This window comes from Sutcliffiella cohnii (assembly GCF_002250055.1).
Taxonomy (GTDB): domain Bacteria; phylum Bacillota; class Bacilli; order Bacillales; family Bacillaceae_I; genus Sutcliffiella; species Sutcliffiella cohnii.
Window position 1 is genome coordinate 573,528 of the sequence record NZ_CP018866.1, and the last position, 25,415, is coordinate 598,942.

Here is a 25,415-nt window from a genome sequence, read left to right on the forward strand (position 1 = left end):
ACCCGACATTATGGTTAAATTTTATAGGTACACAAAAAAAGAGAATAAAGGAAGTGCATGAATTTGGGTAAAGGTGATAGGACAGTCTTTAAAGTATCCGTTGGGATAGCAGCTATATTCGTATTAATCGGTGTGCTAATTCCAGAACAGTTAGGTGCAGCGATGGGAGTTGCGCAAAGCTCTATTTTAGAAAATTTCGGTTGGTTTTATCAACTCGTTGTAACATTTATCCTCATATTCGCCATTTATTTAATCTTCAGTAAGTATGGAAAAATTAAGTTAGGTCCTAAAGATTCAAAACCTGATTATTCACGACCAACTTGGTTTGCAATGTTATTCTCCGCTGGAATGGGTATCGGACTATTATTTTATGGTATTTCCGAACCAGTTTCTCACTTTTCATCACCTCCAATGGGTGAGGGATCAACAGAACAATCCGCGATTTTAGGAATGAGATACACTTGGCTTCATTGGGGATTACACGCATGGGCTATTTATGCCGTTGTAGCATTAGCACTTGCATATCAGAAATTTAAAAAGAATGCACCAGGATTAATGAGTGCCACTTTATATCCTGTACTTGGTGAAAAGGTGAAAGGTCCTATAGGTAAAACAGTTGATGTAGTGGCTGTTTTCGCTACATTATTTGGAGTAGCAGCCTCATTAGGTTTAGGGTCGCAGCAAATAAACGCTGGATTAGAATATTTAGTCGGTATACCAAATAACTTTACCGTTCAAATGTTAATAATGGCGATTATTACTGTACTTTTCATCATTTCAGCAAATACAGGAATTTCGAAAGGAATAAAATATTTAAGTAATATAAATATGTCCCTAGCAGTTTTATTGTTTTTTACAATGCTTATTTTAGGGCCAACGCTATTCCTATTAAATATGTTTAGTACTACGTTAGGTAGTTACATTCAAAACTTACCAAATATGGGATTACGTTTATCTCCATTTAATGCGCAAGAAGCAGCGTGGACACAAGGATGGACGGTCTTTTACTGGGCATGGTGGGTTTCATGGACACCGTTCGTCGGTATGTTCATTGCTCGTGTATCTAGAGGAAGAACGATTCGTGAATTTATGATAGCGGTATTACTTGTCCCAACTTTAGTTTGTGGTTTATGGTTCACTGTTTTCGGTGGAACGGGTATTTATTTAGAGTTAGTTCAAGGGTTAAATGTTTCAGGTCAAGGATTCGAAACAGCAATATTCTATGTGTTTGAACATTTACCGCTAGGTGCTTTACTATCAGTCTTAACAGTTGCGCTCGTAACGACCTTCTTCGTAACATCTGCTGACTCGGCAACGTTCGTTTTAGGAATGTTAACATCTAACGGGTCGTTAAACCCTTCGAATAAAGTGAAAATGATCTGGGCAGTTATTTTAGTTGCTTCTACATCTGTCTTACTGTATTCGGGAGGACTTGCAGGGCTACAAACTGCCATTATTGTTAGCGCCTTACCACTAACAATTATTGTATTAATAATGTGTTATGGCATCGTAAAAGCTTTACAAAAAGATGTGAAAGAAACAGTAACTACAGAAGTAAAACAAAAAAGCACTATTTCAACAAAAAAAGAATCAAAAACAGCTTAGGTTTGTTTAAATTGCTCCTTCTCTGCAGAAAAAGATGCTCGTAATTTGAGCATCTTTTTTATATACATACGTTCTAGGAGGTGAGAAAAGTGTTTAATGACAAAAAAGTTATTTGTCCAAGGTGTCATATTCCAATGGATGATTTGTATGAGCGGAGTTTCGGTGCGATCGAAACGGTTAACGAATGTCCTATGTGTAATGGATTAGTTCAAGTTTAACTCTTTATTAGTCAGGAATCTTTTTACCTCTATATTCAAAATATGAAAACAAATTAGTCAGCCATTTTGAAATTACGAAAATGATAATGTAAAAAATGAACAAATAAAGTACATTAGCCCACAAATGCCATTCAATAAGATTATGAGATTTTAGTATTGGTTTAAATATAAAAGCTAAAAATCCACTAAGTAGTGTTCCGTACAGATAAAAGTTTTTTTTATTATTTAAAGCCCATTGATATAGTAACATAAATGACACAGGAATGAGGGAGACATCTAAACTAAAGTTTACATGTAGTATTGGAATCGCTTGATAAGGGTACGAGATAAGGCCAAAACGCACTAACGTTGTGTCAAAATATGTAAAAAGAATATGCACACTAAAACCGAAAAAACCTAAATGAAATGCTTTTGTCCGATCGATTTTAAAATATAAAATGATCAAAGGGACCGTTAACATTAAGACATTTACCCAAAACTGCCACGTATCAAAACTCGAAAATTTCCACCAATATTCAATCCAGTCAAATGCGGTTTCTCTTCCTTCTGTAACTAGTCTATTTAGAAATTGCTTTTGCTCTTGCTCCAACGCTATTCCTCCTAGCTAACATCTTACGCTTATCGTTGCCGAATGAAGGGGAAAACATACAAATAGCATATCTCCTATATATTTTTTCTATGATATATTTAGTTAATAAAAGATGTAAAGGGGTTATAAATGATGGAGAATATATATGCAAAACTAGCTCAAGAACAATTAGATGCATACAATAATCAAGATATTGAGGCGTTTTTAGCAGTTTATAGTGATGATGTGGAAATTTTAGTCTTCCCATCTAACGAATTGCAGTACAAAGGGATAGAATTAATGAGAGAAAGATATTCAAATCTTTTTAAGGAAAACCCAAATCAACACGCAGCACTTTTGTCTAGAATGACTAAAAATAATATTGTAATCGATCACGAGTATGTGACTGGGAGAGCAAATGGTCAAGAAGTATATGCAGTTGCTATGTATGAAGTGACAGACGGAAAAATCAACAAAGTGTGGTTTGTGAAATAATATTGACAGAATACAAATATCCGTTTATATTAAATAATAACTTTATTGCATAAAAGCGTTTAAGTGTAAAAGAAAATATGTGAACTCTGTATGATAGTAGTCATTTAAAATATAAAAGATAGAGACTAGATGGTTGGTGCAAATCTAGGTATTTAAAATGATGAAGTACACATACGTTTAGTGAGTTGCTTATGAGAAAGTGAACAAAGTTGTTACTTTGTTAATTAGGGTGGTACCGCGGAGCCTCTTCGTCCCTTGTTCTAAGGGATAGAAGGGCTTTTTTTAGTCTGAAAAACTCTCATAATATTCACTATAAAAAATGAAAGGTGGTGTTATTGATGTTAAGTGATTATGACTATCAGATATTCTTTCGGAAACGTAAAACAACAACGGAGGTCTCAACATGAAGCAAGTTTCTAAATGGCAGGCAATATATCTATTAACAAGTATTATATTGATAATTTCTACGTCACTACTTTTATTTTCAGCAGAACCGCATGTTTCTATATTCTTCAGCATTATACTACTTATCTTATTTGTCCTCGTAACAAAAAGGCCATGGTCCCTTATAGAGGAAGGCATGAAAAATGGTATTTCATCAGTAATTAATCCGATTATCTTATTTATATTTATTGGGATTCTAATTGCAATCCTAATGTTAAGCGGTACAATACCTACTATTATTTATTTTGGAAGTACATTTATGTCACCAACATTCTTTTTACCAAGTGTCTTTATTATTACTTCTATTATTGGTAGTTGTTTAGGAAGTGCGTTTACAACTATTTCTACCGTCGGAGTTGCACTACTGGCTGTTGGATCATTAATGGGGATTGATTCAGCTATTATTGCAGGTGCAATTGTGTCAGGAGCATATTTAGGGGATAAAATGTCTCCACTTTCCGACACTACGAATTTGGCCGCAGCTGTATGTAAAGTAGATTTGTTTGAACATATTAAACATATGCTTTGGACAACCATCCCGGCCTTTATAATGACGTTACTATTATTGACATTCGTCGGCTTTTTCCTTAACTGGTCTCCGGAGCAGGTAGGAACAAATTCTGAGATTGTTATTTTAAAAGAAACAGGATTGGTTCACAGTTTGTCACTTATACCACTATTACTAATATTTTTATTAGCTTGGAAAAGAGTACCTGCTATTCTTGTATTGTTAAGTGGTATAATGGCTGGTTTAATTGTAGCTTTCTTTATTAATCCTAACTTGTCAATTACAACTATTATGAATGTAATCCAAAACGGTTTTACGATTGAAACAGGTTCTGAATCAATCAATTCAATGCTTAATCGTGGCGGAATACAAAGTATGTTATGGTCTATTTCTCTCGTCATCTTAACACTTACGATGGGAGGAATTATTCAAGCTTTAGGACTGTTAGAGAAAATTTTTGAATCCATTCAAAAGGTTGCGACAACTACTGGAAGGTTAGTATTAGCGGTAGCATTTACAGCAATCGGAATTAATGTAACGGTTGGCGAGCAATATTTATCTATACTGCTCACCGGGAATGTATATAAAGATGAATTTGATAAAAGAGGATTAAGTAATAAAAATTTATCAAAAATAATTGAGGATGCGGGAACAGTAATTAACCCATTAATACCTTATGGAGTAAGTGGTGTGTTTATTGCTTCTGTTCTTAATGTTCCTGTTATTGAGTATTTACCGTTTGCTTTTTTCTGTCTCCTTAGCCCGTTATTGTCGATATTTTATGGATTCACAGGGATTAGCATGAAAAAGGTGTAAGTTGCTATAAAAGGAAAGGGTGTATAATTCCACTCTTTCTTTTTATCAACAACCAAACACCTTGTATATCAAGATATCAACAGACTTATCAACATAATCCACAATCGCGTTTAGGGAAAAAGGACTATTGAACATAAATATAGATAGGTGATAATACCTTGAATAAAAGGGGAGGTTATTTAGATAGTCCACATAATTCACAGTGCTGTTAATAACTTATATACATCAAAAAAACATTATGAACGATTTGTGAACTGTATTGTAAAGTATTAATTTATATAGTATATTTAAGTCAGAAAGTAAGTGAAACATTTCACAAACTTTCTAAACGATCTAAAGCCGGCTTAATTAAATTTTTTTAAATACTATTGTGAAACACTTCACAATCAAAAAACGAACTCATATTTTTTTAACTTAACTTGTGAATAATTTCACAAAGATTAAATTCTAATTATTAGGAGGAAACAATCATGACATTTTTAAAAGGACCTAAAATGGCGGTAATTTGGACAGTATTAAGAGTTTGGTTAGGTGTTCAATGGTTACAGGCTGGTATAAATAAAGTAGGAGTATTCGATGCAACAGGATTTTTACACGGAACAATCGCTAAATCTCAAGGTGAAAATGCTATCGTTAAAGGATGGTATGCAACATTTGTAGAACAATTTGCTTTACCGAATGTAGAACTATTCAATGTTTTAATCCCTTGGGGTGAAGTATTAGTTGGTATCGGATTAATCTTAGGTGCAGCAACTATTCCAGCTTTACTTGCAGCAGCATTCATGAACTTAAACTTCTTATTAGCAGGAACAATTAGCACAAATCCTATCCTTTATACAGCTGCAATGATCCTATTATTCGCAGGTGCTGCTAGCTACTTCTACGGTGTTGACCGATTTGCTGTAAAATATATTAAAGAAAAAATGAATGCTAAAAAAGCTACTAATACTAAAAAAGATGTAAAACCGGCTCCAGTTCACTAAAACTAAAAAACGGGGCTATCCAATAAATGTTAAAACAGTGGAGAAACGAATCGTTTTTCCACTGTTTTATTTGTATTGAGATCTTAAAGAGATTGGGACTTAGCTATTTTCATCAAAATAATAAACGAACAAAAAAAATACGGGAAAAACTCGCTCCGGAAATATACTTCGCTTTCCGCGGGCGTGTCTAGTTACGGCGGCAATTGGCCCTCGAGACATAAGCCAGTCACTTCCGTTGGGCAAAGAGCGCCCAACTGCAGCGCCTGTCTTATGCTTGTCGGGCCAGGTCGAGCCGCCTTCACTTTTCGTAGCTGGTGAGCCTCCCGCTGGGGTCTCCGTATATTTCCTCCGCTAATCCTGTGATAGTTCGTTTTTTTATCATAATCAATTTAGTTTTGTCTTAGCTTCAGCCCTATTTAAAATTATCGGTCTTGCTGTTTTGACGAATTCCTGCTGCTGCAGCTCTTGCTTGTGCTTCCATATCTTCATGGTCAGCGTGCTCTCTTGAAAATTCTACATCAATACCATCTGATTTCATATTTTCTGGAACTTGTGGTAATTTGCTTTTTTGACTACGATTTCCCATTGTACTGCCTCCTTTAGCATGTTATTAATTATTACTTCTTTATGATTTCCGCAAATAGTTGGAAAATGAATAGTATTTTTTGGAGTATGGATATTAAACGGAAAGAAAGTGGGTTAAATCAGAACTTAGCGTAATCAGTTCAAACAAAGAAAAAATGGCGTTCATTAGACGCCATTTTCACATTCATTATGTTTTATCGGCTATTTTTACCTGTATAACCGCCAGCATTATCTGCCATTTTAAATTCACGAGAATATGTAACTTCCTGCATACTACTTAACGTACTTTTTGTTCGCTCTCTACGCTTTTTTTCTTTTGACATGATAAAGCCTCCTTTGTACATATGTACTACATCATTAGGATGAACTTTACATACTAAAAATATACGTAGTTATTTTTGTCCTTTTGTGTTTAAATGTAGAATTCGTTTTTTCTCCCTAGCTTAAATAAAAATAAAAAAACAGAGCCGCTGAGACTCTGTTTACGCTTCTTTAAGGTGTTGCTCTTCTTGTATATCTTGACTGCGTAATTTGTATAATGTGTATTGATCTTTTGAAATTTCGTAAAGATTATAAATGTTTTCACCATTGTTAATTTGATTCAATAAATTCATTCTCGTTTCGTTAGCTAGTATTGCGTAAGGGAGTTTCTCGACTGCCTTAGTAGAACGAATGTTAATTTTTCGTACTCGCATAAAAATAGATTGAATATCTAATTCATAAAATAATTCATCAAAAAATTGGTCTTTTGCAATTTGATTGTAACCTTTTCCGTGATACGGCTTACCTAACCAAGTTCCGAGAAATCCTGCACCGTCTTGTACGTCGAATAAATTAATAGTTCCGATTGGAGCGCCCCATTCATCTAGGATAGTACGAGAAACAAGTTGGCCTTGCTCTTCTGCTTCTATCGTTTGTTTTGTTAAGAATAGAAACTCTTCATACGAATAAGCTTTATGACGTACAAAAGGGAAGACTTCTGGATGCACCATCAATTCGTAAAGTTCTTGAGCCTCTTGAAGATCTCGTTTCTTTAGCATCGCTATCCCTCCAAATGAGGGCAGAAAAGTATCCATCATAGAGATAGATTCTCCACCCTCGAAATTTTTTAACTTGCAAAAAATTTCGGGGTGGGAATCGAACCCACTAGAACCAGTTACCTGGTGGCGCACCATTTGCCTTCCCTAACGCTTTCATACAAAGTAGCAGTTAGTTTATTCATTTGATTTTCTTCTAGTATCATACTCGATTTTCGGATAAAAAGAAACAACTTTTTTACCTATTTTTTTGGTAAATTATTTCACCATTTATCATCGTCCAAAGAGGCTTTGCAAAGAAGTGAAAAGGGTGATGAGACCATAGAACTAAATCAGCATCTTTTCCAATTTCTATACTACCGATTCTATTATCAACTTGTAGGTTTTTGGCGGGATTTATAGTAATTGCTTCTAAAGCTTTTTGTTTACTTAGCCCTTCTCTTACAGCAATGGCTGCACATATGTTTAAATATTGAATTGGTGTGTAGGGGTGATCGGTAGTAATAGAAACTTCAACATTATGGTTAGTTAATATTTCGCACGTTTTCCAAGTTTTATTTTTTAATTCAATTTTTGATTTTCTAGTCATCGTTGGACCAACACAAACTTTTAATTTGCGATTCATTAATTCTTTTGCAATTAAATGACCTTCCGTACAATGCTCGATACGTAAGTCTAAATCGAATTCATCGGCAAATCTAATCGCTGACATTATATCGTCCGCTCGGTGTGCATGGATGCGAACGGGTATTTTTCTCTCTAACGCTAAGACAATTGGTTTTACGCGAAGAGAGTCTTTATCCTCGCTCTTTTTTGCATCATAAAATGCCTCTCTTAGCATGCCCATAATTCCCATTCTCGTAATGGAATCTTTGTTCCCTTGACTATGAATTCGTTTCGGATTTTCCCCTAAAGCTACTTTTAATCCGGCCGTTTCTTTAATAATCATGTCTAAAATGTTGACACCGGCTGTTTTAATGACGGATGTTGTTCCACCAATAACGTTAGCGCTTCCTGGCATGATATGGACTGTCGTTATTCCGTAAGAAACAGCATCATGGAATGCTTGATCCAAAGGGTGTACGCCATCAATTGCTCGAATATGTGGTGTAAGAGGTTCGATTGTTTCGTTTGCATCGTTACCTGCCCAACCTGTTCCTTCATCATAAAGACCGAGGTGAGAATGTACATCAATAAACCCTGGAAATAAATAACGATTATCGCCTTCTACTATTTGAACATTTTCTTTAGAATGAAACTCCTTACCAAACGCCAATATTTTGCCGTTTTCAACTAAAACGTAACCGTTGAAGATAGGGGTTGTCGTAACAGGATAAATATTTACATTTTTTATAAGTGTTTTCATATCCCACTCCTATGTTTCGTTTTGTAGTATATTTTTCAAAGCTTTTTCTAAAGTAGGAAATAGAAAATGATAATCATGTAATTTAGTTGGTAATACTTTTTGCCCTTCTAGTATTAATAAACTCATTTCGCCAAGTGCTAATTTAATTGGTAAGGCTGGTGTGGGGAACCAATGGGGCCTTTGTAAAACACGACCTAACGTTAGACCAAATTCTTTCATTTTTAACGGTTGAGGTGAAACAAAGTTTACAGGTCCTTCCATATTGTTCGTTTGTAAACAATAAATCAAACCATGAACAACGTCATCAATATGTATCCATGACATCCATTGTTCACCAGTACCTAAATTCCCTCCAGCAAAAAGCTTATATGGAATTAACAGTTTTGGCAGCGCACCTTCATTTCGATCTAAAATAATTCCAAACCTTGCAAGAACGGTACGTACTCCTAAAGACTCTGCTTTACGAGCTGTTTTTTCCCAATCTTTCACTGTTGATGCTAAAAAGTCATGTCCAGGTGTAACACTATCCTCTGTAAAAGTTTCTGAATACGAAGTTCCGTAAAAACCAATTGCACTTGCATTGATTAACACTTTTGGTTTATTAGGTAATGCTGTCATAATTCGAATGACTTCATTTGTTGCTTGGATTCGGCTATTTTTTATCCGTTCTTTTCGTTTCTCAGTCCAGCGACCACTATTGATCGACTCACCAGCAAGGTTAATAAAAGCATCAACGTTTTTTAATGACTCTTCAGGATAATCACCGCTGTTTAACCAACTTACATATGTTATCTTCGATGAAGAGTTATTGGTTTTTACATTTCTAGTTAAAATATATACTTCATGGCCATGTTTAATTAATGTGTTTGTTAAAGCTTTTCCGACTAAACCAGTACCACCGGCAATAGCAATTTTCATATCTTTTGCCCTCCTTTCTTTTAATGTATTGTTTTTTTTCTATTTAGACAAACATTTAAGTAAAACTTACTTCGTTTTTTCGTTTTAAATATTATTTTTACTATGTTACATTACAAGTAGAGAGGTGAGCGTTATGGGTATCGTTACAAAAATCCAAGTACAGAAAAATAATAAAAGTCGTTTTAATATATATATGGATAATGGTAGTGGAGAAGAATACGCATTTGCAGTTAGTGAGGATACATTAATAAAATTTCATTTAAGTAAAGGAAAAGAATTAGATGAACTACAAATAGAAGAAATTTTATATGGTGATCAAATACATAAAGCAACGTTAGCCGCGATGAACTTCTTATCCTATCGAATGAGAACGAGGAAAGAAATAGAAGACTTTTTAGCCGAAAAAGAAATTGAATCATTCGTACGTGCGGAAGTAATAAAAAAACTAGAGGAACAGCTTTTAATTAATGATGAAGAGTTTGCGAGATCTTACGTACGAACGCAAATGAATACAACTTTAAAAGGCCCAGAGGTAATTTCACGAGAACTCAGAGAGAAGGGAGTATCCCCTACTATAATAGAGGAAGCATTAGTAGAATTTTCGTTTTCGACGCAGCTAGAGCATGTAGTAAAGCTTATCGAAAAATATTCAGGGAAGTACCGAAAAGATTCCTATAAAATAATGTTACAAAAGCTAGATATGACTTTAAAAAGAAAAGGTTATCCTACCACAGTCATTCAAGAAGCTTTTAAAAATGTCGAAATAGAACAAGATACTTCAGAAGAGTGGGAAAGCCTTCAAAAAGCAGCAGAAAAGTACGAAAGGAAATACGTAAAGCTGCCTCCTTATGAATATAAAATGAAGATGAAGGGAGCACTATATAGAAAAGGTTTTCCGATGGAATTAATTGACCGTTATGTTGAAGAGATAGAAGAAGATTAGGAGTACGTTCACACGTGCTCCTTAAACTATTTAAACAAAAATATCATCCGTACCATTTTCATCTTCTTTAATAATTTTTTCAGCAATTTCTTTAGGGGAACGAAGTCTCGATTTATCTTTTATATGATCAGATTTCTCCCAAAAAGGAGTATCCATGCCACCCATGTAAACTGCTTTAATATTTAGTTTTCCTTCCAATTCCTTTTGTAAGCTTTCTGTAAAACCTCTAATTGCAAATTTGGAAGCAACGTAAACACTCTCATTTACTTTCCCCTTTTGCCCAGCAGTGGAAATAATATTAAAAACTTTACCATTTCTATGTTTAAGTAAGTGGGGGAGTACTATTTTTGTCATATATATAGTACCTTTTACATTCGTGTTAATCATCGTTTCTATTTCTTCTAAAGAAAGTTCGGTAAAAGGGCCGAACGATCCAATGCCAGCATTGTTAATTAAGAAATTAACATTATGATGCTTCAATATTTTATGTACACTATGCTCTAATTCGCTAATGTTAGTAATATCGATCGTATATACCTCGGCATGGCCACCCATTTCTTCAATTAAAAGTTGGACTTCTTTTAAAGGTAATAATTTTCTACCAGTAAGTATAATGGTGTTCCCTTTTTTTGCGTATGCTAATGCAAGCTCTTTGCCTAGACCTGTACCAGCGCCAGTTATTAAAATTGTGTTCATTTAAAAAACTCCTTTATTAGATTCTAAACATATTTTCTTCTCAAGTAAACAGTGCTATGCTTGATTTATAAGAGCAAAACATTAGGGGGATACCTTTTATGGAAATGCAAAAAAGATATAGTGAATTGTCATCACATGAATTACGTCAAGAAATTGCTACCTTAAAGGAAAAGGCTCGGAAAGCAGAGCAATTAGGGATTGTAAACGAATATGCTGTTTTAGAAAGAAAAATATTAATGGCTCAAGCCTATATGTTACATCCTGATGAGTACAAGCCAGGAGAAGTATATGAATTGGAAGGCGATCCAGGTGTATTTTTTGAGATTGATTATATGAACGGGATTTTTGCCTGGGGTAGAAGAATTCATAATAATGTAGTAAGTAAAGAACAAGAAGGAATTCCAATATCCATGTTTTTGAAAAAATAAAGAAAGAAGTGCAGAGTAACCACCTCTGCACTTCCTTTGTTTTTAGGGGTAGTGGTATAATTATGATCTTTTTCGCGTTTGTCTGTGTAAAATAATGATATTTTGAGCTTCTTGTGTTTCACCATTTACTTGTCGATACGTATGTTTCCTATGAGCGTTTGGTTGAGGAAAAGGATGATCGTCACTCGCAAAACGGTGATTAAAATGAGTTTTATTTTTATGACCCATTCGTTAAAACCTCCTAAGTTTAATAATTGTGTAAGTCAATTATTAATACGTATTATCTTGACGCTGTCCAGATGCACGCATGCGTTCTTGAGGATGGGTATTTATCGTTCCGTTTGCACGTTTCGAAGCATATTCTGCTTTCGCTCTAGGTTCACCTTCTAATTTGTTATTATGTTGATTAGGGAAACCACGCTCTTTGTTTCTCATTCGTATCTCCTCCAAACGTAGGCGAAATTGTGCAAAGCATCATTTTCATGCACAACTATAATATTTGATTTTTACCCCTAATATATGTGTTAATACAAATAGTGAAATGAAACCAGTTGAGGTGATGATTTTGAATGAATATATTGAACAATTAACTGATAGACTGTTGAAACAAAATCAACATTTAACGTATAACCAAGCACGTGCATGGGTTGAGCATTTGTGGGAGGACTTTGAATCGACTTATGCAAAAGCAGGTTATGAATATAAAGGAAAAGAAATGACAGCTAAAATAGTTGTTCAGTGGATAGATAACCACGGTGTAACATTGCATGAGTTTCTTTCCAATAATCCGAAATATGCCCACTTATTCACCGATTTAAAACATTAAAAACTAGGCAATCAATGCCTAGTTTTGTTTTATGTCTCGTTTGGAATTAAATCTAATTTGCTACGAAGTTTTTCTTCACTGAAGATCCACCCTGTGTATGAGCTAACGATATTTAAGTCGAAATCAAGCTGAACGACAGCAACGAAAGGGTAAAAGCCTTTACTACGATAACGTAAATCGATAAAGCGAACCTCGTAGTGGTCACTATATTCTTCCATTTCCCATCTGTACACTGGAGAAAAGGATAGAAATGCAGCAACGTTATCGTCCAGTTTTGCAGCGGCAATAATTGCATTGTCAGGAAGTGGTACTTTCTCAAACGTATCATGAATGATAATCTTATTTAGTACTGCTCTTGCTACATAAAAGTTCTGGTCAGTCGTAATCGCTAAATGCCATTGATTAAAATGAATAGTAGGAGAAATAATGATGCTTTTTGAACTAGGTATCATCGACTTAACTTTCTTTAATACATTTTGTTGCATCTGGTACCGAAGCACGTAATATCCAATGAGAATAACGTAAATAACGAGAAATGTATATTGTGGCGAGAAACCGAACGCCCATAAGATTAACCCAAATATGTGCATACCAAAAATAAAAGCATCAAAAGTGTTAATGATACCAAGAGCAATCCATTTCTTTGTGAAAGGTCTTAATGCTTGTGTTCCGTATGCATTAAAAATATCAACAAAGACATGTAAAATGACAGCTAGAAACGTCCAAAGCCATAAGTGGAAAAGACTAGCTTCTGGGAGAAACAAATAAATTATTCCACTAATAAGAATTGGCCATAAAATGACAGCGGGAATAGAATGTGTTATTCCACGGTGATTTTTTATATATTTTGCGTTATTTTTTAATTTTAATATCGTATCTAAATCAGGAGCTTGCGAACCGATAAGAGCTCCAATCATAATAGCTTTCGCTGTTTCGGGATGGCTTGAGACAACAGGATCAATTGTTGCAATTGTACCAATTGCAATTCCCATCACGATATGTGTACCAGTATCCAATGTCCTTTTGGCCTCCTCAAAATTATTAAACCTTTTTATAATAAAGTAATGCTTAATTTTCTATACGTACCACTTTAACAAATAAAAATTACAAAACCTTTACATGTTAGCAATATTATTATTTATTATTATTTCACAATGAAACATATTTAAAACGGGGGATATTAATTTGAATTCATTATTACAAACGTTTTCTACTGTAGATTTCCAGAACGATCTAATAGAGTGGTTTTCAAAAGAGCAACGAGATTTGCCATGGAGAAAAGATCAAGATCCATATAAAGTGTGGGTTTCAGAAATTATGTTACAACAAACGAAAGTAGATACAGTAATTCCTTACTTTAATTCCTTCATAGAGCAATTTCCAAACATTGAAAGTTTAGCTAATGCAGAGGAAGAAAGAGTGTTAAAAGCTTGGGAAGGGTTAGGTTATTATTCTCGAGCTAGGAATTTACAAGCAGCAGTTAGGGAAGTACATGAAGTTTACCGTGGAGTAGTACCTAATAACGTGAAAGACATTTCCTCATTAAAAGGAGTAGGTCCATATACGACAGGTGCCATTTTAAGTATAGCATACGGAATTCCTGAGCCGGCTGTCGATGGGAATGTAATGAGAGTTTTATCGAGAATTTTACTTATTCGAGAAGACATTGCTAAACCAAAAACTAGGAAAATATTTGAAGAAGTTATACGTGAAATAATTAGTAAAGAGAATCCATCCTTTTTCAATCAAGGACTCATGGAGCTTGGTGCAATTGTTTGTACACCAACATCACCCTCTTGCTTATTATGTCCAGTAAGAGAACATTGCAGAGCCTTTCATGAGGGTGAGCAAAATGAACTTCCTGTAAAAACAAAGAAAAAGTCAACAAAACAAGTAAATTTAGTTGCTGGAGTATTTTTTGATGAAAAAGGAAATGTATTAGTTCAGCAAAGGCCAGAAAATGGCTTGTTAGCTAAACTTTGGGAGTTTCCTACGGTTGAGCGAGTAGTTGAATTAGAAACACCAAAACAACAACTACAACGCTTTATGTTAGAGGAAAATGGAATTAATGTTGAGGTTGAAGACTATATTTGCGATATTCAACATGTTTTTTCTCATCTTGTCTGGAACATTAATGTGTATGTTGGAAAAGTAAACGGAACATTTGAAAATTCAACTATAAAGGCTGTATCTAGGGAAAAACAAGAACTGTTGCCATTTCCTGTTTCTCATCAAAATATTTGGAAAGAAGTACAAAAGTATAAATAGGCGAAGAGTGGATGAAATGATATCCACTCTTTTTTAAGTCTTTTTTGTGATTCCTTTCTCTCCTGCGGAAAAGCTCCAGTTTTATTGGACCTAAACAAGCCGCCTCCGCTTTTCTATTGTCTAGCTCCGGCGCTTAGGCCCTATCAAACTTCCCGTTCCGTTCGTACGATAAGTCAACATCAGTTCGCTAACGCTCACTGTGTTTCCTTTATCTCCTACCGGAACAGTCCAGTTTGTACGGGCCTGTTCAAAGCGCCTCCGCTTTTCTTTGTCTAGCTCCGGCGGCTTGGCCCTCGAGTCATAAGCCAGTCACTTCCGGTGGGCAAAAAGCGCCCACCTACAGCGCCTGTCTTATGCTTGTCGGGCCAAAACGAGCGGCCTCCGCTTTTCTATTAATCATAACTGATTCTTGTTCCGTGGGTGTAGTCGGCTTCTTGTCGTTTGAGGCCACCGCGGGCTTCGATTTCTTCGATTATTTCTCGGTGAATTGTTTGGCCTTCCGCATTGAGGTAAGGTACAACTTGTTGTAAAGAATGGTGGAAAAATGCTAATTCAGTATCCTTCCATTCTTGCTTAGACATCATGGATAGTTCTGTCATATCTCTACCTACGTACATAATATGTCCTCCTTAAAGTGGCTTTTTTCATATTGTTTGAAAAGCGATTGATACCTATACTGAACGGAGAGTTTCCAAAGGATGGTAATTGGTCGTGGAGTTTGAAAAAAGAACTTTCAAAAAAATGTTAAGAAATTTTGTCATAGTTTCAGTTTTATTTGGACATCTTAATCTTCGTGGAGGTGATAACGAATGGCAAACAATCGTCAAGCTGGTAGAACTCAATCTGGTACTAACATTCAAGAAGTAAGACAACAAAACGCTCAGTCTGCTTCTGGAAACAGCCAATATGGTACTGAATTCGCTAGTGAAACTAACGTACAAGAAGTGAGACAGCAAAACGCTCAATCTCAAGCAAAGAAAAACCAACGTCAACAATAATAAATAAAGCACTTCTTATCCTGTCGGATAGGGAGTGCTTTTCCATTTTGAGGTATCATCAATTTGCTGTTTCCGAGAAGGGTAATGAAAGTGTGTTTTAAAGGGGTCGCATGAGGACATACATATAAAATATTTTTGAATGATGCACATAAAAGGAAGAGCAGCCTGCCTGGAATCGAGTCAATGCACATTAATAGGGCTCCTGTAGTACCACCTCAATAAAAGAAATACCCACGTCGACAAAACTTCTAAAGAGTCAACATACATAGTCAAAGGAAAACGGAAAAATAAACAGAAAGTACATATATAGAATTTTTATTTTCAGGTAAAGGAGGAAATCCATTGGAACAATTTGATATTGAAGTTGCCAAACAACTAGAAATAATGGATAAGCTATTGTATTTACAAGCTGAAATTGAACGATGTCAATCAATTGAAAAACAATTAATAGAACTTGAAAATGGAACGAAATTACTCTCTGTACAAAATGAAATAAAAGAAATGAAGGAAGAACTACTATCTATCCAGCTATTATTTAAAAAACAAACGGAAGAAACTTTACGATCATACAAAAAATCAGCTATAACTAGTGCATAAAATGTTAACGAAGAGTCATCTATCTAAAAGAAAGATGGCTCTTTTGTTTTAAATTTACTGGACAACCGTTATAATAGTTATAACAGAAACTTTATAAATAAATTTATTGGTTCAAATGAGAGTAAAAGGATATGTAAAAATAACTGCTTTCAAAATGTCCAAGAAAGGAAGGTAGGGGAGAACGTATGGGGTGTCCCATCGAAGGAGAAAAGATTCAAATACACAGTTATAAGCATAACGGACTAATTCATAGAGTTTGGGATGAGACAACCGTTTTAAAAGGGACACAAAATCTTGTCATTGGTGGAAATGATAAAACAATTGTAACCGAATCGGATGGTCGTACATGGATAACGAGAGAACCAGCCATTTGCTATTTTCATTCCCAACATTGGTTTAACATAATTGGAATGATCAGAGAGGACGGAGTGTACTATTATTGTAATATTAGTTCTCCATTTATATATGACGAAGAAGCTTTAAAGTATATTGATTATGATTTGGATATAAAAGTGTTCCCTGACATGACTTTTATGTTGTTAGACGAAGATGAATATGAGAAGCATCGAAGAGAAATGAACTACCCGGATGTTATTGATAAAATTTTAAAAAGCAATGTAAACACGCTAATTTCATGGATTCGACAAAGAAAAGGACCGTTTGATCCAGATTTTATTGATATATGGTATGAACGATATTTAATGTACCATAAATAGAAAGTCGCCATATTAAAGAGCTTTTGACGATAAGAGCTCTTTAATATGGGACTTTTTTTGCCTCAATTCTTCTTCCTCAAACTGATTTGAGCAGTTTACTATTCAATTCATTCCACTATTAGTAAAATGAAGTAATAATCTATTTTCATTTTTTTTTTGCTTAAAAGAGATACTAAGCAGTGTATACGCACTGTTTCTTTTTTGTTTGTTGTTGCAGTTGAGGAGGAGCTGGCATTGGAAAGTATAAAGAGATATTTGAAATTTGTTAGGCCATATAGTTGGCAAGTAATTGGTACCGTTATAATAGGATTGTTCAAATTTGGTTTACCTTTACTAATTCCGCTCTTATTAAAATATGTTACGGATGATATTCTTTTAGCCGAAGGTATTTCAACAGAAGATAAAAAATCTGAACTTATTCTTGTAATGGGAATTATTATCGTTATTTTTGTTGTGTTAAGGCCACCAATTGAATATTATCGTCAATATTTAGCACAGTGGACTGGTAGTAAAGTACTTTATGATATCCGTGATAAACTTTTTGATCACATTCAAAGGCTAAGTCTTCGTTTTTATGCAAACAATCGTGCGGGGGAAGTAATATCTAGAGTAATACACGATGTTGAACAAACGAAAAACTTTGTCATTACTGGCCTTATGAACGTATGGTTAGATTTTGCAACTATACTTATAGTTATCATCATAATGTTTCAAGTGGATGTTACGTTAACAATCGTTTCGATAATTTTATTTCCACTTTACGGGTTTTCCGTAAAATATTTTTATAGTCGATTACGTCAATTAACAAAAATGCGGTCTCAAGCACTTGCTGAGGTGCAAGGGCATTTACATGAACGAGTACAAGGGATGCCGGTCATTCAAAGTATGGCAATAGAGGATTATGAGCAAGAGCAATTCCAAAAGCAGAATAAAAACTTCTTAAACAAGGCGTTAGTACATACGAGTTGGAATGCAAAAACATTTGCTGTTGTCAACACGATTACCGATATCGCTCCATTGTTAGTTATTTTTTATGCAGGATATGCAGTGATCAATAATACGCTAACGATAGGTGAAATGATTATGTTCATTACATACATTGATCGCCTATATAATCCTTTAAGAAGGTTAATAAATTCCTCTACAACGTTAACACAATCGCTAGCTTCTATGGATCGTGTATTTGAATTTGTGGATGAAAAATACGATATTACGGATAAAGATAACGCTAAAAATATTCATTCCGTAAAAGGTGATGTTTCCATCTCTAATGTTTCTTTCCGATATGAAGAAGAGAATGAATCTATACTAAAAAATGTTTCATTAGAAGTAAAACAAGGAGAAACCATTGCATTAGTTGGGATGAGTGGTGGTGGAAAATCGACATTAGTTAGCTTGCTCCCACGTTTTTATGATGTAACGGAAGGAAGTATTCGATTAGACGGTGTCGATATCCGTGATGTAAAAGTCCAACAGCTACGCCAAAATATCGGAATGGTGTTACAAGATAGTATCCTGTTTAGTGATTCAGTTAGAGAAAACATAGCACTAGGAAAACCAGATGCAACGAAAGAAGAAATTATTGCAGCAGCTAAAGCGGCAAATGCACATGAATTTATAATGAATTTGCAAGATGGTTACGAAACGAAAGTAGGAGAAAGAGGAGTAAAGTTATCTGGAGGTCAAAAGCAAAGGGTAGCAATTGCTCGAGTGTTTCTTAAAAACCCACCTATCCTTATTTTAGATGAAGCTACGTCTGCCCTTGACTTAGAGAGTGAGCACCTTATTCAAGAATCGTTGGAAAGGCTTGCTGCAGATAGAACTACTTTTATCGTTGCTCATCGGTTATCTACTATCACCCATGCGAACCGAATTGTTTTATTAGAACATGGAGAAATTGTAGAAATAGGATCTCATGAAGAGTTAATGAGGAAAAAAGGTCATTATTATGAATTGTATAGCATTCAAGAATTAGAATAACGTTAATTCATTAATATATAAAAAGCGTCAAGATTACTCTTGGCGCTTTTGTTTTATTCTTCTTCGCGGGTGCGGATGTTAAATTCATCATTATGATAATTTTGAAAGCTGTGCATTAGTTTTTGAAGATGTTCGAGCTGATCGCTATAATCAACAATTCTTGAAATGAGAGGGAACAGTTGGTACCAATCGTCAGGGTTGCACTCTGTATGACACCATTCTTCCTTTTGACGCATGAATTCATCTAAAAACATCTTTTTATTGAATTTTTCCTCTTCGAACATTTCAGACGTATTATTTTGCTTAATTTTCCCAACAAATTTTAATAATATTTGTTCGTGAAAATTAACTAAATGGTCTAGCTCAGCTTTTAAATAATGTTGATATTCTGTTGGCATATGGTGTAATTCATTCTCGAAGCGATGTAACATTTTTAACGTGAACAATGCTCTATTGCTAGTTACGATTAATTGTCTAAATAAAACGAGCTTTCTCGATTTTCCTAATTTATTTGTTCGTAAATAAGTTCGTTCCTCTTTATATAAGGTGAAAATTTGTTCTAGCTTTAGTAGACGTTGGCGTAAGTTTTCGATGTCACCTTTTAATAAATTATGTTCAGAAGCATGTCGCGTACTGATGCGGATCCATTTTAAAATATCGTCCGTAGTTTCTTTAATTTTATAATAAAGCCTCGTCTCGTATTTTGGAGGTAGAAAGACTAAGTTCACTAAAAAAGCAGATAATATTCCAATCATTACAGTACCAAAACGAATAAAGGAAAATTCTAAAAACCCTTCCGCAGGACTTTGCATAATAGCAATGACAGTTACTAGTGCAAGTGGGATTGTATTTTCAATTTTTAATCGCAAATTTATAGCAATTAAAACGATGGCTGTTAATCCAATAATAAATGGGTCTGCTCCAAAAGTAATTCCAAAAATAACTGCTAAAATAGCTCCAATTAAGTTACCTTGAATATGCTCTAAAATAGATAAATATGAGCGATAAATAGAAGGTTGGATAGCGAATATTGCAGCAATTCCAGCAAAGACAGGAGAAGGTAAATCCAGCCATTGTGCAACATACAACGCTAAAGTGATTGCAATTCCCGTTTTTAATATTCGGGCTCCTAATTTCATTTGTTTTTCTTATCCTTTCTTAAGTAAAGAGATTATTAGGACTTTAATTAGTAATTTTCTATAATCTCATAGCCTACTATTAATTTCCCACAAACATATATATTGTAAACACTTATGTAATATACAACGTTTCCCTTTTTACTTCAATACGTAAAGTGAAAAAGAGGCTATCCAATTTTTCGGGATAGCCTCTAAATATTTTTTTCTATTCTGACCTGAACGAGCCGCCTCCGCTTTTCTTTGTCCAGCTCCGGCGGCTTGGCCCTCGAGGTCATAAGCCAGTCACTTCCGGTGGACAAAGAGCGTCCACCTGCAGCGCCTGTCTTATGCTTGTCGGGCCAGAACGAGCCGCCTCCGCTTTTCTGATTGTCTAGCTGCAGGGACTAGCGGCTCGAGGTCACAAGTCAATCCGTCCAGAAGGTCAAAGAGCAACCTTCTAGCCGGCTTGCCTTGTGCTTGTCGCCGCTGAGCGAGCCCCTTCCGCTTTTCGGATTGTCTAGCTGCGGCGGCTTGGTCCGGCTCAAACTTCACTTTTCCTCAGTACGATAAGTCATCATCGACTCGCTACCGCTCGCCGTGATTCCTTTATCTCCTGCGGAAAAGCTCCAGTTTGATTGGACCTGAGCGAGCAGTCTCCGCTTTTCGGATTGTCTAGCTCCGGGCGTTAGCGGCTATCAAACTTCCCTTTCCTTCTGTACGATAAGTCAACATCTGCTCTCTTGCGTTCGCAGTGTTTCCTTTATCTCCGGCAGGAAAGGTCCAGTTTGTACGCCGCTACCCAAACGCCCTCCGCTTTTCGATCACTCAGTAGATACGGATGGGTCTGCTTGTTCTTTTACTGGGTTGACTTGTAGGAAGTTTGCTTCTAGGTTGTTTAATAGTTGTGTAATTTCATTTGCTTCCTCTATTTGATTCGTACTTAATAGTGCTTCTTTATATTTTGTTAATAGTTCTTGTACGTCACGTTTTCCGTCATTGGAAAGTGGCTGGATTGCTACTTTTGCTCCTTTTGCGATACGACGTTGAAGTGCTTCTTTCGTTAGTCCTACTTCTGGTTGTTGTCTTAAATAAACGACTCCACCTGTCATACCCGCACAAATCCATGGTCCAGGATCTCCAAGGACTAATCCTCTACCGTTTGTCATATATTCGAAAGCAAATCCTTTTATATTTGCATTAACTCCTAAGTTTCCAGCTTCATTTTCTGGAATTGGGGAAGTAACTTTACCACCGATAATCATATCAGCACCGGATAAACGAATGCCCGCTCGAGCGTCTGCATTCCCTTGCACAATAAGTGTCCCTTTTTGAGCACCGTAACCAAAACCTTTTCCAACCGATCCATTTACACGTTTACCGTGACTTCCAACTGCTTTTAAAATCGTAATATTCCCACCAAAAGCAGTTTTACCGATTCCATCTTGGGCGCCACCTTCTACTAAAATGTTAATCCCTTCTGAATTATACGATCCGAGTCCATTACCTGGAATGGAGCCATCTTTGTATGAAAGTTTAATATCTCCTAATTCAACGTAAGACCCGTCTAGACGATTTCTTACTCGATGACAAGAAACACGACTTCCGAGGACCCTTTGTTCAGAAGTGATAGAAGAGAACTCTCGAGAGTTAAACAGCTCTTCCTCTTGATAATCTAAATACTCTGCACCAGCTGCAACTAATAGCTTCTTCTCCTCTAAGCTAGCTGCTACTTCTTTTTGAGCTATTTGAGGTACATCTAGTACCGTTAATAGTGGTGTTAAATTTATACTTTCAAGTCCGCGTGTTTGTTCTAATAAATCGGAGCGGCCTACGATATCTTGTAAGTTTTTAAATCCTAAAGAACCAGTTAAAGCTTTTAACTCCTCGCCGAACGCTGTGAATAGATTCATAAGACCTTGCACAGCTAAATCACTTTGACGTGGAACGAAACGTCTTAAACCATGCTCTTTCGCTTGAGCTTCTGATTCAATTTGAGTTGCAATTCCAACATGACAAGTATCTAAATGGCAGCCACGGCAAGTTGTACAACCAATCGCAATCATTGATAAAGTACCAAAACCAATTCGATTCGCACCAAGTAACATTACTTTAATGACATCCATTGCACTTTTAATTCCGCCATCTCCCCAAATTTCAACTTCATTTCGAAGTCCAGCTTCTAATAAAGCGTTATGGGCTGCTTTTACTCCAATTTCAACAGGTAAACCAACGTATTGTAAAGCGTGAATTCTGGCAGCACCTGTTCCACCATCGAACCCACTAATCGTGATAATATCGGCACCCGCTTTAGCGATACCAACTGCGATTGTGCCGATGTTAGGAACAACGGGAACTTTTACAGAAACTTTTGCTTGGTCATTTGCAGTTTTTAACTCTGCAATCATCTGTGCTAAGTCTTCAATTGAATAAATATCATGATTATTTGAAGGAGAAATTAAATCTGAACCTATCGTTGCATTTCTCGCTTCAGCAATTTTAGCTGTTACTTTTGATCCAGGTAAATGTCCACCTTCTCCAGGTTTTGCACCTTGACCAATTTTTATTTCTAACAGGTTTGAAGAGTTTAATAGTTCAGCATTAACACCGAAGCGTCCAGATGCAACTTGTTGACCACGTGATTTTGGATATTTTCCGAGCATATCCTTTATTTCTCCACCTTCACCGTTTAAGCTGATCATATTAAGTTTATCAGCCGCTTCAGCGTAAGCTCTAAAAGCTATTTCGTTTTGTGAACCGAATGACATCGAGGAAATAACAAACGGTAGACTATGTTCTCCAACAGATATATTTACTTTCTGTGGTTCGATAGGCTTGTTGCTTTCCTTTAAATCAGTTAAGTGTCTAATGGTAGTCGGATTATTCGTTTCTTGTTCGTTTAGTTTTTCACGGAAATCATTGTAATTTCCAGACTTCGCTACGTCACCGATTGCTTTCCATATTCTTGGGAATAAGTGAAAGGACTTACCTGGACGAGCTTGTTCATTTTGGAAATCTTGCATTCTTTCTTTTGCGTCCTCTAATAAAGAATGAAAATTATAACCTAATTGATCAGAACCTAAAAAGTTAACAATTCTTAAAGACTTTGCAATGTCATCGTGTAATCCGATCGAGGAGAAGAGACGCCCATATCCTCTTAGTTCATGAATGCCGATTGTAGAAATAACTTTTTCTAAACCTTTCGTTAATGCATTATATAAATTTGTCGTCGGTACAACAGAATCTTCGCTTACAGTACCGAATAATAAATAAGGGCTAATAACGTTTGCGCCTAATCCAAGTGCTACTATACAGTCATGTAGTGAGCGGATTGCGCCTGAACGTAATAAAATGGAACATTGTCTTCTTAGTTGTTTTTCTACTAAAGCTTGATCAATAACCGATGTAATTAAATGTGGATCGATCCATAAATGTCCGTTTTGGTGTGCTAACGCATCATCTAGTATTAACAAAGTTTTTCCGTTTTCAACTGCATGTGTTGCTTCTTCTACTAATCGGTTTAATGCGTTTTCTACACTCTCGCCTTCCTGTGCAACCGTAGGAAGGAAGTAAGTTAGCTTTTTTGTTGAAAAAATATGTGTTACTTGATCATATGAAGGCTGTTCTAATTCTTTTGCACAAGTAGCACCAGTGTTACCTTCAATTAATAATGGTGTTAACAATTCTACCGTGAATGGTGCAGCTTCCTTTTTATTTTGTAATAATGGTCTTGAACCTAATACTGTTCGTGTAGAAAAGTGTTCCGTTTCACGATCGCGATCTATCGCTGGATTTGTAACAACAGCAACACTTTCTTTTATAAAATCTGCAATATTCTTTCTTCCATTTGCTATAGCGGCAAGTGGAACATCATGTCCGAGGGAACGGATAGGTTCAACGCCTTTTTCAGCCATCTGTTCAACTAATTGAATATGTTCACGATCCCACCCAAAAGCAGCATACTGCCCATTATGAACTTTTTCTATAGGGGAAACAGAAACTTCATCTGTTAATGCCACTGTATTTAGTCTTGTCGAAAATTGATCGAACGAGAACTTGTTAGCGAAACGGGTATAAACTTCTTCTTGATATTGTTTGTATTCGTAAACTTTTATCGTGTCACCATTCCATTTTAGGCCGACTTTTTCTCCAGGCGAGAATGGTTTCGGCTCAGCTGTGAACTCGGAAGTTAGTTTTATTCCTGGTTCAGATGAAAAATAGTAAGTAGATTCTGTTTCTAACATCCAAAGTGGACGAAGACCTAAAGAATCAAGGCTAAATACTGCCTCATCCCTATAACGTGAAATAATCCCTGCTGGACCTTGTGCAAAGTGACCCCAAGCTTCACGAATATAAGTATATAAATCTTGTAAATGGGAAGGGTATTGCTTTATTTCATTAATAATTGGTGGAAAAACAATGTCTACTGCTTCAAATAAATTAAAGTTAAATCTATTTATGAACGTTTCAATTGTTCTACTTAAGTCTTGAGAGTCGCTACCACCGTTTGTAAGAGGTACACCAAGCATCAGTGCCTCGTCACGAAGTTTGGCGATAGTATTGATTTCGCCATTATGACCGAGTACGCTAAACGGTTGCACACGAAAGAAATTTGATAATGTATTAGTGGAATAACGATTATGTCCTAACGTCATAGTAGAGGCAACGATAGGGCTAGCTAAGTCTTGATAATACTTTGGTAAAATATCACCTGCACCCATCACTTTATAAACTGCGTGATAGTTTGATAGAGAAGCAACGTGTATTTCATCATTTTTTTCTACATCAATTGTTAATTCGAAAACAACATTTTCTTGAAACTCTTCTGAGGTAGAAAGGAAAGCAACTTGCCAAAATAATGGATTTTGTTGTAATGCAATGGGGCCAAGTGCTCTTTCATTTGTTACACTGTCAGACTCGAAAAGTAATTCTAATTCATAAGCTGCCGCTTTTGCTATTATTTCTTCTTTGGCAGTTTGAGTATCTATGTTTCTATTAATGAAAAAATGCCCAACAATGAAATCGTTGCGGTCTACAAGGTCTGTGTTTAGTGAAGCTTTCATAAGTTTTTCTTTCCATAATGCTTTAGGTATGTCGATGTGAATTCCAACACCATCACCTTCACCGTTAATAAACCCAGCACGGTGATTCATTTTAACGAGTGCGTCAATACAATCATTTATATTTTGTTTTGTTGGGATTTTTTTCTTTTCAATTGCGGATACGATACCACAAGCATCGTGTTCTGCGTGGTGATAATCTTTAAAATTGCTCGGATTCCAGTTTGTCATAAATGTTTGGCTTC

26 protein-coding genes are annotated in these 25,415 nt (G+C 35.7%); 13 read left to right on the plus strand and 13 right to left on the minus strand.

Annotated elements, in window-relative coordinates:
* Positions 1-63: 63 nt before the first annotated feature.
* Positions 64-1,605, plus strand: coding sequence for a glycine betaine uptake BCCT transporter (locus BC6307_RS02645; RefSeq protein WP_235858271.1), 1,542 nt, complete (start codon positions 64-66; stop codon positions 1,603-1,605).
* A gap of 89 nt (positions 1,606-1,694) precedes the next feature.
* On the plus strand, positions 1,695-1,823 hold the full coding sequence (locus tag BC6307_RS25450) for a hypothetical protein (RefSeq protein WP_268874290.1): 129 nt from the start codon (positions 1,695-1,697) through the stop codon (positions 1,821-1,823).
* Between the two features lie 7 nt (positions 1,824-1,830).
* Here the strand turns inward: BC6307_RS25450 and BC6307_RS02650 are convergent, their stop codons facing one another.
* On the minus strand, positions 1,831-2,412 hold the full coding sequence (locus BC6307_RS02650; RefSeq protein WP_066420328.1) for a CBO0543 family protein: 582 nt from the start codon (positions 2,410-2,412) through the stop codon (positions 1,831-1,833).
* Between the two features lie 129 nt (positions 2,413-2,541).
* Between BC6307_RS02650 and BC6307_RS02655 the strand changes: the two genes are divergently transcribed.
* The 3 genes from BC6307_RS02655 (at position 2,542) to BC6307_RS02665 (ending at position 5,637) form a co-directional block, all read left to right on the plus strand.
* Positions 2,542-2,886 carry a nuclear transport factor 2 family protein gene (locus BC6307_RS02655; protein WP_235858272.1) on the plus strand — a complete coding sequence of 115 codons (345 nt, stop codon included), beginning with the start codon at positions 2,542-2,544 and terminating at the stop codon, positions 2,884-2,886.
* Positions 2,887-3,289: 403 nt separating this feature from the next.
* The gene (gene nhaC, locus BC6307_RS02660) at positions 3,290-4,654 is read left to right on the plus strand and encodes a Na+/H+ antiporter NhaC (protein WP_066420336.1); all 1,365 of its coding nucleotides are present in this window, start codon (positions 3,290-3,292) and stop codon (positions 4,652-4,654) included.
* Between the two features lie 470 nt (positions 4,655-5,124).
* Positions 5,125-5,637, plus strand: coding sequence for a DoxX family protein (locus BC6307_RS02665; RefSeq protein ID WP_066420337.1), 513 nt, complete (start codon positions 5,125-5,127; stop codon positions 5,635-5,637).
* Between the two features lie 412 nt (positions 5,638-6,049).
* Here BC6307_RS02665 and BC6307_RS02670 read toward each other — a convergent pair whose 3' ends face one another.
* The 5 genes from BC6307_RS02670 to BC6307_RS02690 form a co-directional block, all read right to left on the minus strand.
* Positions 6,050-6,223, minus strand: a complete 174-nt coding sequence (locus tag BC6307_RS02670; protein WP_084380753.1) for a YfhD family protein — start codon at positions 6,221-6,223, stop codon at positions 6,050-6,052.
* Positions 6,224-6,416: 193 nt separating this feature from the next.
* Entirely contained in the window at positions 6,417-6,545 is a 129-nt protein-coding gene (locus tag BC6307_RS02675) for a YfhE family protein (RefSeq protein WP_084380751.1), read from the minus strand.
* A 159-nt stretch (positions 6,546-6,704) separates the two neighbouring features.
* A complete protein-coding gene (locus tag BC6307_RS02680; protein WP_066421444.1) occupies positions 6,705-7,262 on the minus strand; it encodes a GNAT family N-acetyltransferase in 558 nt (185 codons plus the stop codon).
* Between the two features lie 235 nt (positions 7,263-7,497).
* Positions 7,498-8,625 (minus strand): amidohydrolase, encoded by a 1,128-nt coding sequence (locus tag BC6307_RS02685; RefSeq protein WP_066421443.1) that lies wholly within the window; start codon positions 8,623-8,625, stop codon positions 7,498-7,500.
* Between the two features lie 9 nt (positions 8,626-8,634).
* Positions 8,635-9,543, minus strand: coding sequence for a TIGR01777 family oxidoreductase (locus BC6307_RS02690; protein WP_066421441.1), 909 nt, complete (start codon positions 9,541-9,543; stop codon positions 8,635-8,637).
* Positions 9,544-9,676: 133 nt separating this feature from the next.
* Between BC6307_RS02690 and recX the strand changes: the two genes are divergently transcribed.
* A complete protein-coding gene (gene recX / locus BC6307_RS02695) occupies positions 9,677-10,486 on the plus strand; it encodes a recombination regulator RecX (protein WP_066421438.1) in 810 nt (269 codons plus the stop codon).
* 30 nt (positions 10,487-10,516) lie between these two features.
* On the opposite strand, the gene BC6307_RS02700 is transcribed toward recX, so the two are convergent.
* Positions 10,517-11,182 carry an SDR family NAD(P)-dependent oxidoreductase gene (locus tag BC6307_RS02700; RefSeq protein ID WP_066421436.1) on the minus strand — a complete coding sequence of 222 codons (666 nt, stop codon included), beginning with the start codon at positions 11,180-11,182 and terminating at the stop codon, positions 10,517-10,519.
* Between the two features lie 98 nt (positions 11,183-11,280).
* Here BC6307_RS02700 and BC6307_RS02705 point away from each other — a divergent pair, with 98 nt between their 5' ends.
* The gene (locus BC6307_RS02705) at positions 11,281-11,610 is read left to right on the plus strand and encodes a YfhH family protein (protein WP_066421434.1); all 330 of its coding nucleotides are present in this window, start codon (positions 11,281-11,283) and stop codon (positions 11,608-11,610) included.
* A 60-nt stretch (positions 11,611-11,670) separates the two neighbouring features.
* On the opposite strand, the gene BC6307_RS02710 is transcribed toward BC6307_RS02705, so the two are convergent.
* The gene (locus tag BC6307_RS02710; protein WP_084380749.1) at positions 11,671-11,838 is read right to left on the minus strand and encodes a YpzG family protein; all 168 of its coding nucleotides are present in this window, start codon (positions 11,836-11,838) and stop codon (positions 11,671-11,673) included.
* Positions 11,839-11,880: 42 nt separating this feature from the next.
* Positions 11,881-12,045 carry a small, acid-soluble spore protein K gene (locus BC6307_RS02715; protein ID WP_066421431.1) on the minus strand — a complete coding sequence of 55 codons (165 nt, stop codon included), beginning with the start codon at positions 12,043-12,045 and terminating at the stop codon, positions 11,881-11,883.
* A gap of 124 nt (positions 12,046-12,169) precedes the next feature.
* Here BC6307_RS02715 and BC6307_RS02720 point away from each other — a divergent pair, with 124 nt between their 5' ends.
* Positions 12,170-12,436 carry a YfhJ family protein gene (locus tag BC6307_RS02720; RefSeq protein WP_174522398.1) on the plus strand — a complete coding sequence of 89 codons (267 nt, stop codon included), beginning with the start codon at positions 12,170-12,172 and terminating at the stop codon, positions 12,434-12,436.
* Between the two features lie 29 nt (positions 12,437-12,465).
* On the opposite strand, the gene BC6307_RS02725 is transcribed toward BC6307_RS02720, so the two are convergent.
* Positions 12,466-13,452: a metal-dependent hydrolase gene (locus BC6307_RS02725; RefSeq protein ID WP_066421426.1), complete on the minus strand. Its 987-nt coding sequence runs from the start codon at positions 13,450-13,452 to the stop codon at positions 12,466-12,468.
* Between the two features lie 163 nt (positions 13,453-13,615).
* Between BC6307_RS02725 and mutY the strand changes: the two genes are divergently transcribed.
* A complete protein-coding gene (gene mutY, locus BC6307_RS02730) occupies positions 13,616-14,704 on the plus strand; it encodes an A/G-specific adenine glycosylase (protein ID WP_066421424.1) in 1,089 nt (362 codons plus the stop codon).
* A 392-nt stretch (positions 14,705-15,096) separates the two neighbouring features.
* On the opposite strand, the gene BC6307_RS02735 is transcribed toward mutY, so the two are convergent.
* Positions 15,097-15,321, minus strand: a complete 225-nt coding sequence (locus tag BC6307_RS02735) for a hypothetical protein (protein ID WP_066421850.1) — start codon at positions 15,319-15,321, stop codon at positions 15,097-15,099.
* 192 nt (positions 15,322-15,513) lie between these two features.
* On the opposite strand from BC6307_RS02735, the gene BC6307_RS02740 reads away from it, so the two are divergent.
* From BC6307_RS02740 to BC6307_RS02755, 4 genes are all read left to right on the plus strand, one after another.
* A complete protein-coding gene (locus BC6307_RS02740; RefSeq protein WP_066421848.1) occupies positions 15,514-15,702 on the plus strand; it encodes a gamma-type small acid-soluble spore protein in 189 nt (62 codons plus the stop codon).
* Between the two features lie 342 nt (positions 15,703-16,044).
* Entirely contained in the window at positions 16,045-16,299 is a 255-nt protein-coding gene (locus tag BC6307_RS02745) for a YgaB family protein (protein WP_066421846.1), read from the plus strand.
* A 185-nt stretch (positions 16,300-16,484) separates the two neighbouring features.
* The gene (ntdP, locus tag BC6307_RS02750) at positions 16,485-17,015 is read left to right on the plus strand and encodes a nucleoside tri-diphosphate phosphatase (RefSeq protein ID WP_066421844.1); all 531 of its coding nucleotides are present in this window, start codon (positions 16,485-16,487) and stop codon (positions 17,013-17,015) included.
* A gap of 234 nt (positions 17,016-17,249) precedes the next feature.
* Positions 17,250-18,995, plus strand: a complete 1,746-nt coding sequence (locus tag BC6307_RS02755) for an ABC transporter ATP-binding protein (protein ID WP_066421842.1) — start codon at positions 17,250-17,252, stop codon at positions 18,993-18,995.
* Between the two features lie 53 nt (positions 18,996-19,048).
* Here BC6307_RS02755 and BC6307_RS02760 read toward each other — a convergent pair whose 3' ends face one another.
* Both BC6307_RS02760 and BC6307_RS02770 read right to left on the minus strand, forming a co-directional pair.
* Complete coding sequence (locus BC6307_RS02760; RefSeq protein ID WP_066421840.1) at positions 19,049-20,134, minus strand: FUSC family protein; 1,086 nt, start codon at positions 20,132-20,134, stop codon at positions 19,049-19,051.
* 800 nt (positions 20,135-20,934) lie between these two features.
* Positions 20,935-25,401: a glutamate synthase-related protein gene (locus BC6307_RS02770; protein ID WP_066420686.1), complete on the minus strand. Its 4,467-nt coding sequence runs from the start codon at positions 25,399-25,401 to the stop codon at positions 20,935-20,937.
* Positions 25,402-25,415 lie beyond the last annotated feature (14 nt).

Coding starts and splice junctions, on each gene's coding strand:
- BC6307_RS02720 (WP_174522398.1), top strand. CDS start 12,170: ATGATTTTGAATGAATATATTGAACAATTAACTGATAGACTGTTGAAA.
- BC6307_RS02715 (WP_066421431.1), bottom strand. CDS start 12,045: ATGAGAAACAAAGAGCGTGGTTTCCCTAATCAACATAATAACAAATTA.
- ntdP (WP_066421844.1), top strand. CDS start 16,485: ATGGGGTGTCCCATCGAAGGAGAAAAGATTCAAATACACAGTTATAAG.
- BC6307_RS02690 (WP_066421441.1), bottom strand. CDS start 9,543: ATGAAAATTGCTATTGCCGGTGGTACTGGTTTAGTCGGAAAAGCTTTA.
- BC6307_RS02740 (WP_066421848.1), top strand. CDS start 15,514: ATGGCAAACAATCGTCAAGCTGGTAGAACTCAATCTGGTACTAACATT.
- BC6307_RS02770 (WP_066420686.1), bottom strand. CDS start 25,401: ATGACAAACTGGAATCCGAGCAATTTTAAAGATTATCACCACGCAGAA.
- BC6307_RS02735 (WP_066421850.1), bottom strand. CDS start 15,321: ATGTACGTAGGTAGAGATATGACAGAACTATCCATGATGTCTAAGCAA.
- BC6307_RS02655 (WP_235858272.1), top strand. CDS start 2,542: ATGATGGAGAATATATATGCAAAACTAGCTCAAGAACAATTAGATGCA.
- BC6307_RS02680 (WP_066421444.1), bottom strand. CDS start 7,262: ATGCTAAAGAAACGAGATCTTCAAGAGGCTCAAGAACTTTACGAATTG.
- recX (WP_066421438.1), top strand. CDS start 9,677: ATGGGTATCGTTACAAAAATCCAAGTACAGAAAAATAATAAAAGTCGT.
- BC6307_RS02675 (WP_084380751.1), bottom strand. CDS start 6,545: ATGTCAAAAGAAAAAAAGCGTAGAGAGCGAACAAAAAGTACGTTAAGT.
- BC6307_RS02685 (WP_066421443.1), bottom strand. CDS start 8,625: ATGAAAACACTTATAAAAAATGTAAATATTTATCCTGTTACGACAACC.
- BC6307_RS02700 (WP_066421436.1), bottom strand. CDS start 11,182: ATGAACACAATTTTAATAACTGGCGCTGGTACAGGTCTAGGCAAAGAG.
- BC6307_RS02665 (WP_066420337.1), top strand. CDS start 5,125: ATGACATTTTTAAAAGGACCTAAAATGGCGGTAATTTGGACAGTATTA.
- BC6307_RS02670 (WP_084380753.1), bottom strand. CDS start 6,223: ATGGGAAATCGTAGTCAAAAAAGCAAATTACCACAAGTTCCAGAAAAT.
- BC6307_RS02705 (WP_066421434.1), top strand. CDS start 11,281: ATGGAAATGCAAAAAAGATATAGTGAATTGTCATCACATGAATTACGT.
- nhaC (WP_066420336.1), top strand. CDS start 3,290: ATGAAGCAAGTTTCTAAATGGCAGGCAATATATCTATTAACAAGTATT.
- BC6307_RS02760 (WP_066421840.1), bottom strand. CDS start 20,134: ATGAAATTAGGAGCCCGAATATTAAAAACGGGAATTGCAATCACTTTA.
- BC6307_RS02710 (WP_084380749.1), bottom strand. CDS start 11,838: ATGGGTCATAAAAATAAAACTCATTTTAATCACCGTTTTGCGAGTGAC.